15 protein-coding genes are annotated in these 15,788 nt (G+C 37.9%); 8 read left to right on the top strand and 7 right to left on the bottom strand.

Annotation, left to right across the window (positions count from 1 at the left end):
• The first annotated feature begins 35 nt into the window (after positions 1-35).
• From KRODI_RS04815 to KRODI_RS04805, 3 genes are read left to right on the top strand one after another with little or no spacing between them, the layout of a single operon-like run.
• Entirely contained in the window at positions 36-464 is a 429-nt protein-coding gene (locus KRODI_RS04815; RefSeq protein WP_013750455.1) for a deoxycytidylate deaminase, read from the top strand.
• The gene (locus tag KRODI_RS04810) at positions 465-2,054 is read left to right on the top strand and encodes a S41 family peptidase (protein WP_013750454.1); all 1,590 of its coding nucleotides are present in this window, start codon (positions 465-467) and stop codon (positions 2,052-2,054) included.
• Positions 2,055-2,063: 9 nt separating this feature from the next.
• Positions 2,064-2,351, top strand: a complete 288-nt coding sequence (locus tag KRODI_RS04805; protein WP_237699384.1) for a hypothetical protein — start codon at positions 2,064-2,066, stop codon at positions 2,349-2,351.
• 7 nt (positions 2,352-2,358) lie between these two features.
• On the opposite strand, the gene KRODI_RS04800 is transcribed toward KRODI_RS04805, so the two are convergent.
• Together KRODI_RS04800 and KRODI_RS04795 are read right to left on the bottom strand one after the other, a co-directional pair.
• Positions 2,359-2,553, bottom strand: coding sequence for a hypothetical protein (locus KRODI_RS04800; protein ID WP_013750452.1), 195 nt, complete (start codon positions 2,551-2,553; stop codon positions 2,359-2,361).
• 4 nt (positions 2,554-2,557) lie between these two features.
• Positions 2,558-3,142: a MarC family protein gene (locus KRODI_RS04795; RefSeq protein ID WP_013750451.1), complete on the bottom strand. Its 585-nt coding sequence runs from the start codon at positions 3,140-3,142 to the stop codon at positions 2,558-2,560.
• Between the two features lie 266 nt (positions 3,143-3,408).
• Between KRODI_RS04795 and katG the strand changes: the two genes are divergently transcribed.
• Entirely contained in the window at positions 3,409-5,625 is a 2,217-nt protein-coding gene (gene katG / locus KRODI_RS04790) for a catalase/peroxidase HPI (RefSeq protein ID WP_041295806.1), read from the top strand.
• Positions 5,626-5,806: 181 nt separating this feature from the next.
• Here katG and KRODI_RS04785 read toward each other — a convergent pair whose 3' ends face one another.
• A complete protein-coding gene (locus tag KRODI_RS04785; protein WP_013750449.1) occupies positions 5,807-7,306 on the bottom strand; it encodes a M20/M25/M40 family metallo-hydrolase in 1,500 nt (499 codons plus the stop codon).
• A 210-nt stretch (positions 7,307-7,516) separates the two neighbouring features.
• On the opposite strand from KRODI_RS04785, the gene KRODI_RS04780 reads away from it, so the two are divergent.
• The 3 genes from KRODI_RS04780 to KRODI_RS04770 all read left to right on the top strand — a co-directional run bounded on the left by KRODI_RS04780 (position 7,517) and on the right by KRODI_RS04770 (position 11,221).
• On the top strand, positions 7,517-9,313 hold the full coding sequence (locus KRODI_RS04780; RefSeq protein ID WP_013750448.1) for an AMP-dependent synthetase/ligase: 1,797 nt from the start codon (positions 7,517-7,519) through the stop codon (positions 9,311-9,313).
• Between the two features lie 108 nt (positions 9,314-9,421).
• The gene (locus KRODI_RS04775) at positions 9,422-9,988 is read left to right on the top strand and encodes a DUF3109 family protein (protein WP_013750447.1); all 567 of its coding nucleotides are present in this window, start codon (positions 9,422-9,424) and stop codon (positions 9,986-9,988) included.
• Positions 9,989-10,078: 90 nt separating this feature from the next.
• Positions 10,079-11,221, top strand: a complete 1,143-nt coding sequence (locus KRODI_RS04770; protein ID WP_013750446.1) for a methionine aminotransferase — start codon at positions 10,079-10,081, stop codon at positions 11,219-11,221.
• Here KRODI_RS04770 and KRODI_RS04765 read toward each other — a convergent pair.
• Entirely contained in the window at positions 11,218-11,730 is a 513-nt protein-coding gene (locus KRODI_RS04765) for a DUF1440 domain-containing protein (RefSeq protein WP_013750445.1), read from the bottom strand. The genes KRODI_RS04770 and KRODI_RS04765 overlap by 4 nt on opposite strands.
• 215 nt (positions 11,731-11,945) lie before the next feature.
• On the opposite strand from KRODI_RS04765, the gene KRODI_RS04760 reads away from it, so the two are divergent.
• The gene (locus KRODI_RS04760) at positions 11,946-12,416 is read left to right on the top strand and encodes an ankyrin repeat domain-containing protein (protein WP_013750444.1); all 471 of its coding nucleotides are present in this window, start codon (positions 11,946-11,948) and stop codon (positions 12,414-12,416) included.
• Positions 12,417-12,492: 76 nt separating this feature from the next.
• On the opposite strand, the gene KRODI_RS04755 is transcribed toward KRODI_RS04760, so the two are convergent.
• The 3 genes from KRODI_RS04755 to KRODI_RS04745 are packed head-to-tail and all read right to left on the bottom strand — an operon-like array spanning position 12,493 to position 15,765.
• The gene (locus tag KRODI_RS04755; protein WP_013750443.1) at positions 12,493-13,155 is read right to left on the bottom strand and encodes an HAD family hydrolase; all 663 of its coding nucleotides are present in this window, start codon (positions 13,153-13,155) and stop codon (positions 12,493-12,495) included.
• Positions 13,156-13,854, bottom strand: a complete 699-nt coding sequence (locus KRODI_RS04750; protein WP_013750442.1) for a PolC-type DNA polymerase III — start codon at positions 13,852-13,854, stop codon at positions 13,156-13,158. It abuts the gene before it with no gap.
• Complete coding sequence (locus tag KRODI_RS04745; protein ID WP_013750441.1) at positions 13,855-15,765, bottom strand: DUF294 nucleotidyltransferase-like domain-containing protein; 1,911 nt, start codon at positions 15,763-15,765, stop codon at positions 13,855-13,857.
• Positions 15,766-15,788 lie beyond the last annotated feature (23 nt).

The raw sequence follows: 15,788 nt of genomic DNA, 5'->3' as shown, positions 1-15,788 counted from the left end.
TCGCGAAAGCGTAACAACAGATATCACAACTATTAATGGCTTCAAAACAACATAAATATGACATCGCTTACTTGAGAATGGCTCGGGAATGGGGAAAACTGTCATACTGCAACCGTAAGCAAGTGGGAGCAATTATTGTAAAAGATAAGATGATCATTTCTGACGGTTATAATGGAACACCAACTGGTTTTGAAAACGTTTGTGAAGATGACGAAAATAATACGAAGTGGTATGTATTACACGCTGAGGCAAACGCAATTTTAAAGGTTGCCAGTTCCACACAATCTTGTCATGGGGCTACTCTATATATCACATTAAGTCCTTGCAAGGATTGTAGTAAATTAGTACATCAGGCAGGTATTAAGCGTGTGGTTTATCATAATGCATATAAAGATCTCACGGGTGTAAAATTTTTAGAAAAAGCAGGCGTTGAGATAGTACATCTTCAAGACATCGATTCATAAATGAAAATACAACGCAAATATATTCCTCTACTTTTTGGTTTAGGCATTGCTCTAGGCATCATGCTCGGGAGTTTATTAGATTTTGGATATAAGGATACCGCGTTGTTTACATCAAATGCAAAAAAGGATAAACTTAATAAGCTCATAGATTATATAGATTATGAATATGTAGATGTTATAAACACTGATAGCATAGTAGATGTAACCGTAAATGGTATCTTGGATAATCTTGATCCACATTCTACTTATATTCCACCAGATGAATATAGCGCTATGGAGGAGAATATGAAAGGTGATTTTGTGGGGATTGGAGTAAGCTTTTATCCATATAACGACTCGCTGGCAGTAATACAGGCTATTAAAGGTGGCCCTAGTTATCGTGCTGGGATTAAAGGTGGAGACCGTATTGTCTATGCCGATGGCATCAATTTATCCACTAAAGAAATTACAGATGACTCTCTATCTAGTATTTTAAAGGGTAAAGCAAGAACACCTATTGAAATTAAGATAAAAAGACCTGGAGTTAAAAAACTTATGTCTTTTAATTTTGAGCGTGATCACGTGCCTATTTTTAGTGTTGTAGGAAGTTATATGCTTACTGATAATCTTGGGTATATTAAAATTAATCGTTTTGCAGAGTCTACTCACGAAGAGTTCAGAAAGGCGCTTTTAGACCTTAAAGGTAAGGGTGCGTCAAAAATAGCGTTAGATTTAAGAGATAATCCAGGAGGATATATCTCTAGCGCAGAGGGAGTGGTAAATGAGTTTTTAGAAGAGGATAAACTCATACTGTTTACAAAGAATAAAACAGGAAAGATATCTAATAGCTATACTGATGATGGCGGTGTTTTTGAAGACGGAGAAGTCTTTATCCTTATAAATGAAAACTCTGCAAGTGCTAGTGAGATTGTCGCGGGAGCATTGCAAGACAATGATAAAGGAGTAATAGTGGGACGTAGATCTTTTGGTAAAGGGCTTGTGCAGAGAGAAATGGATTTAGGAGACGGGAGTGCAGTGAGATTGACAATCGCCCGTTATTATACACCTACGGGTCGCTCCATACAAAAGCCTTATGAATTAGGAGATAAAGATTATTTTGAAGATTATCTCAATAGATATGAAAACGGCGAGTTACGCAGTGTCGATAGCATTAAAGTTGCAGATTCTCTCAAATTTAGAACTCCTAAGGGTAAAATTGTTTATGGAGGAGGAGGTATCATACCAGATATTTTTGTCCCTAAAAATACAGACTATGAAGTAGAACATCTCAATTATGTATTGCGTTCTGGATATATGCGCTTGTTTATTTTTGAGCAATTAGAGAAAGATAGAACTTATTATAATAGCCTCAGTATGGAACAATTTCAAGAAGAGGTTATCATATCAGATCAGGTAGTAGAAGATTTTATATCTTTCGCACAGTTTAGGCAGATTAATTTGAAAGCAAGTAAATATAGAGACTTGTACAAGAAATATCTCAAAGCTACTATGGCTAGACAGCTTTTTGATAATAATGCATTTGAGATGATGGTAAATAAAGAAGATGCCGTAATTCAAAAAGTGATAGAACTTACTCGTGAAAAAGGATAACCTATGTTAATGGTAGTAGCTATATATATTTATATTGTCGCAATCATATTTAGATTGCTAGATAATAGTGCTGCATTGCTTATACGACATGGTATATCCGTAAGTCCTTTTTACTTGAAGCCACCAATTATTCTAGCTCAAATAGAAAATCTAAATGATGAGAAACTCATTTGGAAATTACGTCGTAATCTATGGTATCAAAAGTTGCATATTGCTTTTACGGCACTAGCAATACTTACATTAATAGCTGGGATTATTTATGAGATTTATAATCCTTACATTATCTATTTGATGTAATTATATCTTATTTATGTTTCTCTGCAATCTTGCGGGAGGTACGTAAAATAAGCAATAAGAGTATTGCACATAAGCACGCTATAACTCCTATTAGAGCAATGCTACTTTCTCCTTCAAGAAGATTAGAAAAGTCGAGTAATGTTACATTGTAAATAAGAAGGCCCAGCGCCAGTAAAATTCCAATAGGGATTATAAACTTCATAGATTTACTTAAATAGTTCTTGAATATTTGCTGTAAATAACTTCACAGCGATTGCTAACAAAATTACACCAAAAACTTTATGTATTACAGCAATACCGTTCTTTCCTAAAAAGCGCTCAATATGTTTAGAGGTTTTTAAGACTATGTACACTAGTAATATGTTAAGTATGACAGCTATTATTATATTACTAAGGTCATATTCTGCACGTAATGCGAGAAGCGAAGTAAGAGTGCCGGGTCCTGCTACTAATGGAAAGGCAAGTGGAAATACAGAGACCGTCTTTGCACTTATACCATCATCATCCTTAAAAATACTAACACCCAGAATCATTTCTAGGGCTATAAAGAATAGGATAAAAGAACCAGCCACAGCAAACTCATACACATTTACACCTATGAGACTTAATATACTCTCTCCTACAAATACAAATAAAATCATTACGATAAGCGCGACTAATGCTGCTTTTTCACTTTGAATATGACCTGCTTTTTTGCGTAACTTTAATATAATAGGAATACTACCTATAATATCGATTACAGCAAAAAGTACCATTGCCGCCGTAAGTATTTCCTTTATATCTATATTCATTGCATAACCGTTTTAAAATACGCCCAAAGGTACCCTTATTTAAAGGATACATAATACATTCTGTTGTAGAATTACAAATACAATACGTAACTTAAGGCACTATTAATTAGTTAGTAACAATTTATTAAAAATGGTATGTAATTTTTGGTGAAAATTAGAATTATAGTTTTTGACTATTGAACATTAACTTATTCTAATGATAAACTATAGTTACGTGAATGGTTATTAAATACTTTTACGCCATCAACCTTGAAAAACCTATTGGAATGAAAAATACAGAAACATTTGATCTTAATGATGAGTCTCAAGCGGCAAAGTGCCCTTTTATGGGAGGCGCACATAAACAAACATCTGGTGGCGGTACAACTAATCGTGATTGGTGGCCTAATGAACTTCGTTTAAATATACTTAGACAAAATGCTACAAAATCTGACCCATTAGGAGGAGACTTTGATTATGCTGCGGCATTTAACAGTCTTGATTTTAATGCTCTTAAGCAAGACGTACTTGATTTAATGACAGATTCACAAGACTGGTGGCCTGCAGATTATGGTCACTATGGAGGATTTATGATCCGTCTTGCATGGCACAGTGCGGGTACCTACCGTATAGGAGATGGACGTGGAGGAGCAAGCTCCGGAACACAGCGTTTCGCGCCACTTAACAGTTGGCCAGATAATGGTAACCTTGATAAGGCTCGTTTATTATTATGGCCTATCAAGAAAAAATATGGAAATAAAATTTCTTGGGCAGATTTAATGGTGCTCGCAGGTAACTGTGCTTTAGAATCTATGGGCTTCCCAACTTTCGGTTTTGCTGGAGGACGTGAAGACGTATGGGAGCCAGAACAAGATATTTATTGGGGAAGCGAGACAGAATGGGGAGCAAATGATGAGCGTTATGCAGAGGGAGAGTTAGAAGCACCACTAGGAGCAGTAATGATGGGATGGATATATGTAAATCCAGAAGGACCTAACGGAGTTCCAGATCCTATGGGCTCTGCTGCAAATGTGAGAGAGACTTTTGGACGTATGGCGATGAATGATGAGGAGACAGTAGCACTAGTAGCTGGTGGTCACACCTTCGGTAAAGCACATGGTGCAGCAGATCCAAACGACTATGTAGGAACGGAGCCACACGGAGCTCCTATTGAAGAAATGAGTACCGGATGGAAAAATAGTTATGGTACAGGTGTACTTGATGATGCTATTACTTCTGGAATAGAGGGAGCATGGACTCCTAACCCAACACAATGGGATGCAGATTATTTTGATGTACTATTAAATTACGACTGGGAGCTTACCAAGAGTCCAGCAGGAGCATACCAATGGACACCTACAGAATCTTCAAATGCAAAGATGGCTCCAACAGCTGGAGACGCTTCAAAAAAGCAGCGCCTTATGATGACTACGGCAGATATTGCTTTGAAAGTAGATCCAGAATATCGTAAGATTTCAGAGAGATTCCATAAAGACCACAAGGCTTTTGAAGATGCTTTTGCACGTGCATGGTATAAGTTAACACACCGTGACATGGGACCTATAGAGAGATATTTAGGTCCAGAAGTTCCTAGTGAAGAGTTATTATGGCAAGATCCAGTACCGAGCAATGATGGGTATGCATTAAGCGATGATCAAGTTGCAACATTAAAAGTAAAAATTGCAGCGTCAGGACTTACAGTATCAGAGATGGTTTCTACAGCATGGGCATCAGCTTCTACGTTTAGAAATTCTGACAAGCGTGGTGGAGCAAACGGTGCACGCATCCGCCTGGCACCACAAAATAGATGGGAAGTAAACAACCCTGAGCAGTTATACAAAGTGCTTAATGTATTAGGTGCTATCCAAAGTGATTTTGATGGTGACGTATCTATGGCAGACCTTATCGTTCTTGCAGGATCTGTAGGAGTAGAAAAGGCGGCAAAAGATGCTGGACATGATGTCATAGTCCCATTTACGCCAGGACGCACAGATGCAACACAAGAACAAACAGATGTAGATAGCTTTGGTTATCTTGAGCCTAAAGCAGATGGTTTTAGAAACTATGTGAGTCATACACAAAAAGCAACAGCTGCCGAAGCAATGCTTATTGATCGTGCACAATTACTAGGACTCTCTATTCCAGAAATGACAGTGCTTGTAGGAGGTTTACGTGTATTAGGTACAAACTATAACGGTACTAAAGTAGGTGTCTTTACAGATCGACCTGGACAGTTATCAAACGACTTCTTTACAAACATACTAGACTTTACATACACTTGGAAGGAACTTTCTTCTGATGAGACATTATTCTCAGGAAGTGACCGTCGTACTGGAGAGATGAAGTTTACAGGATCTCGTGCAGATCTAATTTTTGGATCAAACACAGAGCTTAGAGCAATTGCTGAGGTTTATGGAGCAAATGATGGTGAAGAACGTTTCGTAGCCGACTTTATCAAGGCATTTACTAAAGTCATGAACGCAGATCGTTTTGATATTAAGTAAATAAATCACGCTTTCGCGAAAGCGTAAGTATACAATAAAAACGTCCAACTTGTTATAAGTTGGACGTTTTGCTTTTTATGCAATATTTCTTCAATAATGTGGTAAATAGCTCTAAATTTTAAAGGATGCAGTTGTGCATATTAGTATGCTTTCGCGAAAGCGTAACAACACAAAAACCTTCCTAAAAAGCTGTTTCAAGTAATGCTAGACATACCTTAATACCTTGTCTAATATTCCCTATGCGTATATTCTCATTAGGATTGTGCTGATTGTTATCCATATTAACCAGCGGAAGTATAACTGTAGGAACATCTAGCGCTTTAATCACGGGAACAATAGGCACGGTGCCACCCATCATTCTAATTGTAATAGGTTCTTCACCAAAAGATTGTGATAGTGCTTTCCTCATTTTTTTGCCAAAAGCATCATCTGGATCTGTTCTAAATGCATTTACAGAAGTTTTACCTGTAAACGTGGCTATTTTAGGATAAGCAAGTCTTTCCTCCTCCGTGGGTGCTCGATCTATAAGGTGATAACCTTGTTTAGTGATGTGCTTTTTAATCTTTTCTAGTTGTGCATCACCATCTGTTTCTGGAACAAGGCGTATGTCAAGGTTTGCAATGGCATACTCTGGAACTACCGTTTTGAGACCTTCACCTGTCCACGAGGTCCCTATTTGTCTAACGTTAAGAGAAGGAAATTGCAGCGCTTCTTGATATGAGTTTCCAACTTTTTCGGCGGTGTGAACACCTAATTTTTTATTAAAATCAGTTGCGTCAAAAGGTACAGAAGAGAGTACTTGAGCCGTTTCTGGAGTAATGGTAATTCCATCATAATAATTTTCTATTAAGACTTTTCCATCATCATCTTTCATTGTAGTTAGTAGGTTTGCAAGTCTAAAAACTGGGTTAGGTGCATAGTTGCCATAATGACCACTATGTTGAGGTAGGCGGGCACCGTAGGTGGTGATTGCAGCAGTGGCAATTCCTCTACAGCCAAAGGTAAGTGTGGGCTTATTAGAATCATGAGCAGGACCATCCATTACCACAAAATAATCTGCAGCATATCTACTTTTATAAGTGTCTAGAGTAGAAAGTAAAGCAGTCGAGTTATATTCCTCTTCGGGATCAAAAATCACCTTGATATTAAAAGTAGGTTCTTTTTGTTGCTCTTTTAAAAGTTGTAGCGCAGTAATAAACATCATGATAGGTGCCTTATCATCTGCAGCGGCTCGGCCAAAAATACGCCAGTCATTATCAATTTTAGTGTCTAGGTGATCCCAAGAAATCGCTTTATAATCCCCAGAGCTGTTTTTCACCTTGAGTACAGGAGTGAAAGGGTCTTCTTGATCCCATGTTGCAGGGTTTACTGCCTGTCCATCTATATGAACATAAAAGAGTACTGTTTTGTAATTTGGGTTGTACTCTTTCTCTACGAGAAGAATAGGGAGCGTACTAGTTTCTAGTAAGCTAGTTGTGAAATCTAGCGCCTTGTAACGCTCTTCTACAAAGGCAATATTTTCTAGCATTAAAGCCGGGTTTGAAGGCAAGTTAGGAATGCTCACAAAGGCTTTGTGTTCAATAAGAGTTTTCTTGAGATTTTGATCTATAAGTGCATCTACGGGAGGTTGAGCAACACCTATAAAAGCAGTAAATAAGAGACAGAGAGGCCAGAGTTTCATAGAAGACGATTTTAAGAATTGTTGCTGTGTTAAATACAACCGTATGGTAGATAAATATAAGGTTTTCTGCTAGGATGCTTCACTTCTATTAACAGAGGTTAATAAAAGCGTGTTATTATACGCTACTAAGGCCAATAAAAGAAGAAACGGTCTATTAATGTTTAATTTTGGAAAACCTCAATGATTAAATATCGTAATTAATTACAGTTTATGGATTACAAACATCTAGTAGTAAATGTCAAGGAAAATGCGCTATGCTTTGAAAACAAGAATGCGCTTTATGTAAAGAATGAGACACTTAATACTTGGGAAGGTATAAGCTGGAAAAATATGTATTACCGTGTTGAAAATCTTGCCAAAGGTTTACTGCAGTTTGGTGTTGAAACACAGCATAACGTAGCCATTTTTGCCGAAAATATGCCTAACTGGATTATTGCAGACCTTGCGATAATGAGCATAAGAGCAGTAACGGTACCTATCTATGCAACATGCTCTACAAAGGAAGTAGACTATGTGATAAATGATGCTGAGGTAAGCTTGCTTTTTGTGGGTAATCAGCATGAATACGATCAGGCTTATGAACTTCTAGAAAGCTCTTCATACTTAAAGCTTATTGTAGCTCTTACAGATACCATTAAGTTACAACCCTCTGTTTCTTCTATGTATTTAGAAGACTTTGTTGCTACTAGCCCTACCCAAGAAATTGAAGACATCTATTTAAAAAGACAGCAAGACCTTGATGTAAAAGATCTAGCAAGTATTATCTATACTTCAGGAACCACTGGAGAACCTAAAGGTGTGATGATAGGCCATGCTAATATAGGAGCTTCTCTTGCAGCGCATAAATATGAACTTGATATATCAGATCAAGATGTGTCATTAAGCTTTTTACCACTCAGTCATATTTTTGAGCGTAGTTGGGTGTTTTTCTGTTTGCACATGGGGATTGAAGTGTATTTTAATCAAGATCCAAAGAAAATTGCAGAGGTTCTCAAAGAAGTGCGACCAACGGTGATGTGTACAGTGCCTCGTATTTTTGAAAAAATTTATGCAGCTATACAAGCGAAAACAAAGGAGGCTACGCCTACAAAGCAGAAACTTGCAAGCTGGGCACTAAGTGTAGGTGATAACTACTATAATCAGCACCAAAGGCTTGAGAAAAAAGTGCCACTAGGACTAAATCTAAAATATAAAATTGCCGATAAGATTGTATTGAGCAAGTTGCGTGCACTCTTTGGAGGGCGTATTAAATTTATGCCTTGTGGTGGAGCGCCACTTGCGGCAGATATGGTTTCATTTTTTCACTCCTTTGGTCTTGATGTAAAATGTGGCTACGGACTCACAGAAACGACCGCAACAGTATCTTTATTTGGATACACAAATTTTGAATTCAACTCTGCTGGAAAAAGCATAGAAGGTACTGAGATTAAAATAGGAGATAATGATGAAATCCTTGTAAAAGGCCCTGGAGTCATGCAAGGCTACTATAAAAAGCCAGAAGCAACAGCTCAGGTTTTTAAGGACGGATGGTTTTGTACAGGTGATGCAGGAAGACTAGATGAGCATGGAAATCTATACATCACAGATAGAATCAAGGATTTAATGAAAACATCTGGAGGTAAATATATAGCTCCTCAAAAATTAGAAACAGCGCTTATCAGTGATTCGCTTATTGAGCAACTTGCAGTAATTGGAGATCAGCAAAAATATGTAACAGCACTTGCGGTTCCTAATTTTGAGAATTTGAAGAAGTATGCAAATGAGCACAATATCTCATTTGAGAGTATGGAAGAGCTCATTAAGGACAATAAGGTTGTAGCACTTTTTGAAAAACGTTTTGACGAGCTACAGCAAGAATTCTCAGCTTTTGAGAAGATAAAAAAGTTTACGCTGCTTCCTCGTGAGTTCAGTATAGAAGAAGGGGAAATAACGCCTACCTTAAAAATTAAAAGAAAAATAGTTCAGAAAAAATACAAAGCACTTATTGATAAGATGTATGCAGAGTAGTTAATGTGAGATGCTACGCTTTCGCGAAAGCGTAATTTTATATAACCATTAATAATCTCGCTACTCACACATTCTTACTTCATACTTTCCAAGTATCTTTGCCCAACTATGTTCCAACTCAAAAAAACCATCGTTTCTGAAGACATTATCGAAAAAGATTTTGTCTGTAATCTTAATGCTTGTAAAGGAGAGTGCTGCATCGCAGGTGAAGCTGGCGCGCCACTTGAAGAAGATGAGGTTACCATCATGGCAGATATTTACGATAAAGTAAAGCCTTTTCTACGTCCAGAAGGAATTGCGGCAATTGAGGAGCAAGGAACGAGTATTGTGCGTGACGGTGAGCTAGAGACACCACTGGTAAATGGAGCCGAGTGTGCTTATGTGACCTTCAATGATAAAGGATGGGCAAGCTGCGGTATAGAGGATGCTTACAATGCTGGTGAAGTGTCGTGGCGCAAACCTATTTCTTGCCATTTGTACCCTATTCGTGTGCAAAAATACAGCTCATTTTCGGCAGTAAATTATCATCGCTGGCCTATCTGTAGTGATGCTTGTTCTCTAGGGAAAGAACTATCTGTGCCTGTTTATAAATTTACTAAAGATGCATTGATACGTAAATTTGGAGAAGAGTGGTATACAGAACTAGAGAAGACCGCTCAAGAAATGGGTAAATAATGTAGTGCCTTGTGCGGACTTAAGAGTCCTATACTACAAAATTTGTATGTAATCTTTTGAGATGCCTTATCTTTAATCCAAAGATAATACATGCACTTTCATTCAAAACTTCCTGACGTTAGTACTACCATTTTTACGGTGATGAGTAAGATGGCTCACGAACATCAAGCCATTAATCTTGCACAAGGATTTCCGGGCTTTGATAGTGATCCAAAACTGCAACAGCTAGTTACGAAAGCAATGAGTGATGGGTATAATCAGTATGCTCCTATGCAAGGTGTTTACAGCTTGCGAGAACAAATCACTCAAAAGCTCAATACCTTATATGGAAGTGATTATCATCCTGAGACAGAAGTTACAGTAACTGCTGGAGCTACCCAAGCTATTTACACAATCGTATCTGCTTTTATACGTACAGATGATGAAGTAATTATATTAAAGCCAGCTTATGATTGTTATGAGCCTGCAGTAATTGTAAATGGCGGTAAAGTAGTCCCTATCCAACTCAAAGCACCAGATTATAAAGTAAACTGGAAATCGGTGGAAGATGCTATCACGCCTAAGACTAAAATGATATTCATTAATACTCCGCACAATCCTACGGGTACTATTCTTGATAAAGAAGATATGCTGGAGTTAGAGCGCATTCTTGAAGGTACAGATATAATATTATTGAGTGATGAGGTGTATGAGCATATAGTCTTTGATGGCAAGCGTCATGAGAGTGTGGCTCGTTACCCAGCATTAAGAGCACGCAGTTTTATTACGGCATCCTTTGGGAAGACTTTTCATAACACAGGATGGAAAATGGGATATACAGTTGCTCCAAAAGAGTTGATGGCAGAGTTTCAAAAAGTACATCAGTTTAATGTGTTTTCTGTACACCATCCATCACAAAAAGCCTTTGCTCAGTACCTCAAGGAGCCTAGTCATTATCTAGAACTCAACGATTTTTATCAGCAGAAAAGAGATTTGTTTTTAAACCTAATTGAAGGTTCGCGATTTACAGCAAAGCCTGCCGCAGGCACCTACTTTCAGATGCTGGATTATTCTGCTATTACTAATGAGAGTGATACCGCTTTCGCGAAAGCGTTAACCATAGACTATAAACTAGCGTCTATACCAACGTCGGTATTTAATGTGGATCAAGAAGATTTTAAAATGCTACGATTTTGTGTTGCCAAAGATGACGAAACACTCAAAAAAGCTGCCGAAATTTTAACTAGTATCTAGTCGTCTAGTTTACGAGCAACCCATCCACGTATAAGCTCTGCTGTAACCCCAAAGGCTACATGTGCAAGAAATTCATTTGCTTGTAATTTTACTGGTATATCTTTAGGCTCGTCTTCTAGACCCATTAATGGTAGTGAGGTTTCATGTGTTGCTAGATATGCCGTAGTTCCAAAGAGCGCTCCCTCTACAAGGTTGGTTTCTGGTCTATCACGCTTTGCATAGCCTAAACTAGCTCCTAATGTAAGGCCAATAGGGATATTAACTAATTGTTCTGCGAGATCACGATTTGATGTGCTCACAGGTTCTCCGGTAAGCTTCTCAGAGATGTTATCTACTAGCTTAAGTTGTGCACTCTCAGTATTGGGTTGTCTTACTGGTAATACTCGTTCTATAGCGCTTTTAACAATGGTACCTGCTAGACCACCTAATACTCCAGCAATCACTCCGCGAGTAGCGGTAGATGCTATATTATCTTTTTCAAGCCAGTTAGAAAGTGCAGTATTACTCATAGTAGTTAGTGTTTTATGACCCTAAAGTACTTTTTAAGGCCTAGTAGAGGTCTTAAGATAATTATAATTAACAATTAATTAAACAGCTATAGCAACATATAAATATCAATTCTATCAAGAGACGTTAAATAAAACTGAGTATATCATTTTTGTTTTTATCTTTATGTTTTCGGAGCAAGTAGGTAAGGTGCTTCACAAAGTATAGACTGTAAGTTATGAATGACAAATTATTTGACGCAATACGCAACGGAGATCTAGAGATGGTGCAAGCAATTATTACTGCTCATCCAGAACTTGTAAATATTAAAGATCAACGCGGTTCTACCCCTTTATTACTTGCCACTTACTACGGAAATCAGGACATAAGCGAGGCTATTTTAAAGCAAAAGCCAGATCTTAATGCAAAGGATAGTTCTGGTAACACTGCGCTTATGGGTGTTTGTTTTAAAGGATACCCAGTAATTGCAAAACTACTTATCGAGAGTGGGGCAGATGTAAATGCTGTTAATCTTAATCATGCTACAGCCCTCATTTATGCAGCTACTTTTGCGCAGTCAGAAATAGCACAAATGCTTATTGAAAATGGTGCCAACTTGTCTCATAAAGATGAAAAAGGTAACACCGCTTTTGATCATGCAAAAATGCAAGGATCTACAAACCTGATGGAAATCTTAGAGGAAAAATAGATTTGTTGCTGCTATGCCGCTTTCGCGAAAATGTGACCCGTCAAAAACAGTCTCAAGCATAAATAGTTTTCACATCTTACTTTAGTGAGTTTAGGTCAAATTTTCTATAATCTTCTACCCAATTCTTACAGCCATTATCTAGCATCGCTTCACGATTTTTTGTGCCTATACCCAAAAACGAAATATCGAGTTCTTGTGCGGCTTTTAAATCCCAAAGCCCATCACCTACAGCAATGATATTATCAAAGGACGTTCTATTGTAATATTCTTCAGACTTCTGTATTGCTTCTTTTACAAACCCCACTCGAGAAATATTATGTAACGAAGTTGCAAGCACTTCAGGAATAAAAGGAACTTGAGAGCCCTCCATTTTTATAGCAGTAGCTTTTGGAAAAGCACCCGTTCCATAAGCAAATGGAATATGCATTTCTTGCAATTTTAATAATAACGAACGCGCCCCTGGGATTTCACTCACAGGGTTACATTTAGATAATTCTTCGCCTAATAAATGATCTAGCTCATATCTTAAGTTGGCTGGAGCTTTCTTGTTAAAAGTACGCTCGTAATTATATTCTAGCGCATACAGATCTGTATGGTGTAGATAGTTGTCATAATCGGTGTCTATATCTTGAAGTCCTATATCTGCTAGAACTTTGGTTATAACAGGGAGATATGTTGGGATACTATCTGTAAGTGTTCCATCAATATCAAAAACGAAAAGTGTGTCTTTTGTAATCATTTAGTTTTTTCTGAATAATTGTTTAACGGTAAGTGACCCATCGCTGTTTAATCGCTTTACGATTTTTATGAAAGCAATGGCTGTAATAAGCGCATCTCCGGCAGAGGTATGTCTATCGTGCAAAGGGATTTTGAGAGCCTCGGCAAGTTCATCTAGCGTGTACCTTTTTTCTTGTAAAGGTCTGTTTATAGGATGCACAAGTCTTTTGTACAACGTTTCTGTATCGAGTACTCTGTTTTTTAATTTTCCCAGCTGAGCACGTTTGAGGGCTGAATTAATTACTGCAACGTCAAAACCTATGTGGTGCCCTATGAGAATATCTGTTCCTATAAACTCTAAGCACTTTTCTATGGCCTCTTGTTCATTTACTTGCTCATAACTTCCATTGCGGAGGATGCCGTGTATTTTTGCACTTTCAGGCTTGTATATATCTTGTTTGAGGTATAGCTCTAAGCTCTGTGCTATAGAAATCTCATTATTAATCACGGTTACCGCTCCTATAGATAGAATACGATCTTCTTTATAATGTAAACCCGTAGTTTCGGTGTCAAATACTACAAAACGAGTGGTATGAAGCTTTTTTCCATCTAGAGTACTACCTAAAAAGCCTGCCTGACTTCTCTCCTGAGCAAAAGCAGCAAGATACTGTGTCCAGAAGGAAGGATAATCTCTTTGAGGTGATGTAGTAAATAATCCCATCTAGCTCAAATTTTGAGTTTGAAAGCGTACACGTACCACTTCTTGTAAATCGCGCAGTGGCTTAAAGCATCGTTTTAGTTTGAGACGTTCCTCTTTAGATAAATCTGCTAGTTTAATGAAGCGGCCGCTATCATCGTTGCGCAACCCTTGTTTGACTCTAAATTTAAGAAGTGCTTTAAATGCGTATGCGCAGCTTTCAAAGAGTTCTTTGTTTTGAGGTTCTAGCTCTGCAAGCTTTTCAAAACGTTCTGAGGTATGATTTATGTTGCGTAGGTTATGGTAAAGAGAAAGCACTCTGGCGCCACTTATTAATGGAGCCATAGCTCGGTTTTTTATATCAAATTCATCTTTATGTGCACCATCTGACTCCACAAGAAAGTTGCGAAAGAAACTCACCGGCGGCGGGTTTTTAAGTGCATCCTTTGCCATAAATCTAAAAAAGACAGAAGATGTAGATAGCTGGTCATAAATAGAGGCGGTAAGTTCTCCTACTAATTCCTGAGTTCCATAGACCATTCTATAGTCAAAGAATATTCCCGATAGCAACATGCTTTCTGGAGATGGATCTTTAACCCATGTAGAAAACTGCGCTTTCCATTCAGAAAGTGATAAACAGTATAGCGGATTACTTCCCATCATATCTGCAGGGCAGTAATCATAACCTATTTTATGAAGGCGTTTATTCATCCTATTTGCTAGATGCAGAAAGTAATTTTTAGTCGCCTCATTAGTTTCTGGTGACACATCCTCATAAATAAGAGCGTTATCTTGATCTGTATAGAGTAATTGCTCCTCTCGACCTTGACTTCCTAATGCAAGCCATGTAAATGATACTGGAGGATTATGTGCCATCTTACTTAATGAGAGCTCCATAGTGCGTTGCATGAGAGCATCTTTAAGCTCAGAAAAAATATTAAGAATATGTGATATAGGTAAGTTTTGGTCTAGGTAGCGCCCAAGAAGAAGTGTTGCTTTTTCCCAAGTAAATCGTAGCATTTTGGTTTTTTTTGCTCGTTTTATTTCCTTTACGAGTTCGGCGGGACTGTTACCGTAAGCTACCACAATATCATGTTTACTTAACAGACCTACTACCTTTGTGCTAGCTGTACCGTCCTCGGTAATTATGAGATGACTTATTCCATTTTTGAGGAGTATAAGTTGCGCTTGAGCTACGGTTACTTTTGTAACGGCACAGACAACCTGAGTAATCATTGCATCACCTACTACGTGATCACTAGAGATAATATTATTTGCAATAGCATTGCGCAATTCTCGATTTGTGAGAACACCTACTGGAACTGCATTGACTGTAATTACTAAACATCCTATACGATGTTGTTGCATCAATCTTGCTGCTTCTTGTATGGAAGTTTCTGGAGAGCAAGTGATGATAGATGTGCTATATCGTGCTTGTTCTAACCCTAATAAATGTGCGCTACGTTCGGGCTCATAGGTGTTCAGTAAAGAGCCACTTTGCTGTAAGGTATATGGATCTTTTATGTTTGATGCAAAGCTAGCGATAAGGTAGTTTGAAATGGCTTTGTTCGCTTTCGCGAAAGCGGAAAACTCCTCCATAGGTAATGTATAGAGTATCGTCTCTTCCTTTGCCGTAGCAGTCGTTCTATAAGTATCTGTAGAGGTTACTTTAAGACCAAAAAGGTCTCCTTCATCGCAAATGTCTACCACCTTAATCACATCCTTGGATGGTCTAGTGAGTTTTATAGCCCCTTGCTGAACGATATAAAAACGATCATTATAAGCTTGATCACGATTAAAAATGACTTCATCCTTATCCAAGTAAAGTACAGAAGCTTGGCTACAAATATCCAGCAAATCACCTTCGGCCATAAATTGAAATGGTGGAAACTGTTTTAAAAAATCATAGATTCTTTGAGCAATTGTGTTTTGCATAGCGTGTACGTATTCATTGTAAA

This window comes from Dokdonia sp. 4H-3-7-5, from assembly GCF_000212355.1.
Classification (GTDB): domain Bacteria; phylum Bacteroidota; class Bacteroidia; order Flavobacteriales; family Flavobacteriaceae; genus Dokdonia.
This window is presented reverse-complemented; position numbering and strand designations above follow the sequence as displayed.

Bases quoted from the DNA above. Each gene is read 5' to 3' on its own strand.
- KRODI_RS04815 (WP_013750455.1), top strand. From the start codon at position 36: ATGGCTTCAAAACAACATAAATATGACATCGCTTACTTGAGAATGGCT.
- KRODI_RS04810 (WP_013750454.1), top strand. From the start codon at position 465: ATGAAAATACAACGCAAATATATTCCTCTACTTTTTGGTTTAGGCATT.
- KRODI_RS04805 (WP_237699384.1), top strand. From the start codon at position 2,064: ATGGTAGTAGCTATATATATTTATATTGTCGCAATCATATTTAGATTG.
- KRODI_RS04800 (WP_013750452.1), bottom strand. From the start codon at position 2,553: ATGAAGTTTATAATCCCTATTGGAATTTTACTGGCGCTGGGCCTTCTT.
- KRODI_RS04795 (WP_013750451.1), bottom strand. From the start codon at position 3,142: ATGAATATAGATATAAAGGAAATACTTACGGCGGCAATGGTACTTTTT.
- katG (WP_041295806.1), top strand. From the start codon at position 3,409: ATGAAAAATACAGAAACATTTGATCTTAATGATGAGTCTCAAGCGGCA.
- KRODI_RS04785 (WP_013750449.1), bottom strand. From the start codon at position 7,306: ATGAAACTCTGGCCTCTCTGTCTCTTATTTACTGCTTTTATAGGTGTT.
- KRODI_RS04780 (WP_013750448.1), top strand. From the start codon at position 7,517: ATGGATTACAAACATCTAGTAGTAAATGTCAAGGAAAATGCGCTATGC.
- KRODI_RS04775 (WP_013750447.1), top strand. From the start codon at position 9,422: ATGTTCCAACTCAAAAAAACCATCGTTTCTGAAGACATTATCGAAAAA.
- KRODI_RS04770 (WP_013750446.1), top strand. From the start codon at position 10,079: ATGCACTTTCATTCAAAACTTCCTGACGTTAGTACTACCATTTTTACG.
- KRODI_RS04765 (WP_013750445.1), bottom strand. From the start codon at position 11,730: ATGAGTAATACTGCACTTTCTAACTGGCTTGAAAAAGATAATATAGCA.
- KRODI_RS04760 (WP_013750444.1), top strand. From the start codon at position 11,946: ATGAATGACAAATTATTTGACGCAATACGCAACGGAGATCTAGAGATG.
- KRODI_RS04755 (WP_013750443.1), bottom strand. From the start codon at position 13,155: ATGATTACAAAAGACACACTTTTCGTTTTTGATATTGATGGAACACTT.
- KRODI_RS04750 (WP_013750442.1), bottom strand. From the start codon at position 13,854: ATGGGATTATTTACTACATCACCTCAAAGAGATTATCCTTCCTTCTGG.
- KRODI_RS04745 (WP_013750441.1), bottom strand. From the start codon at position 15,765: ATGCAAAACACAATTGCTCAAAGAATCTATGATTTTTTAAAACAGTTT.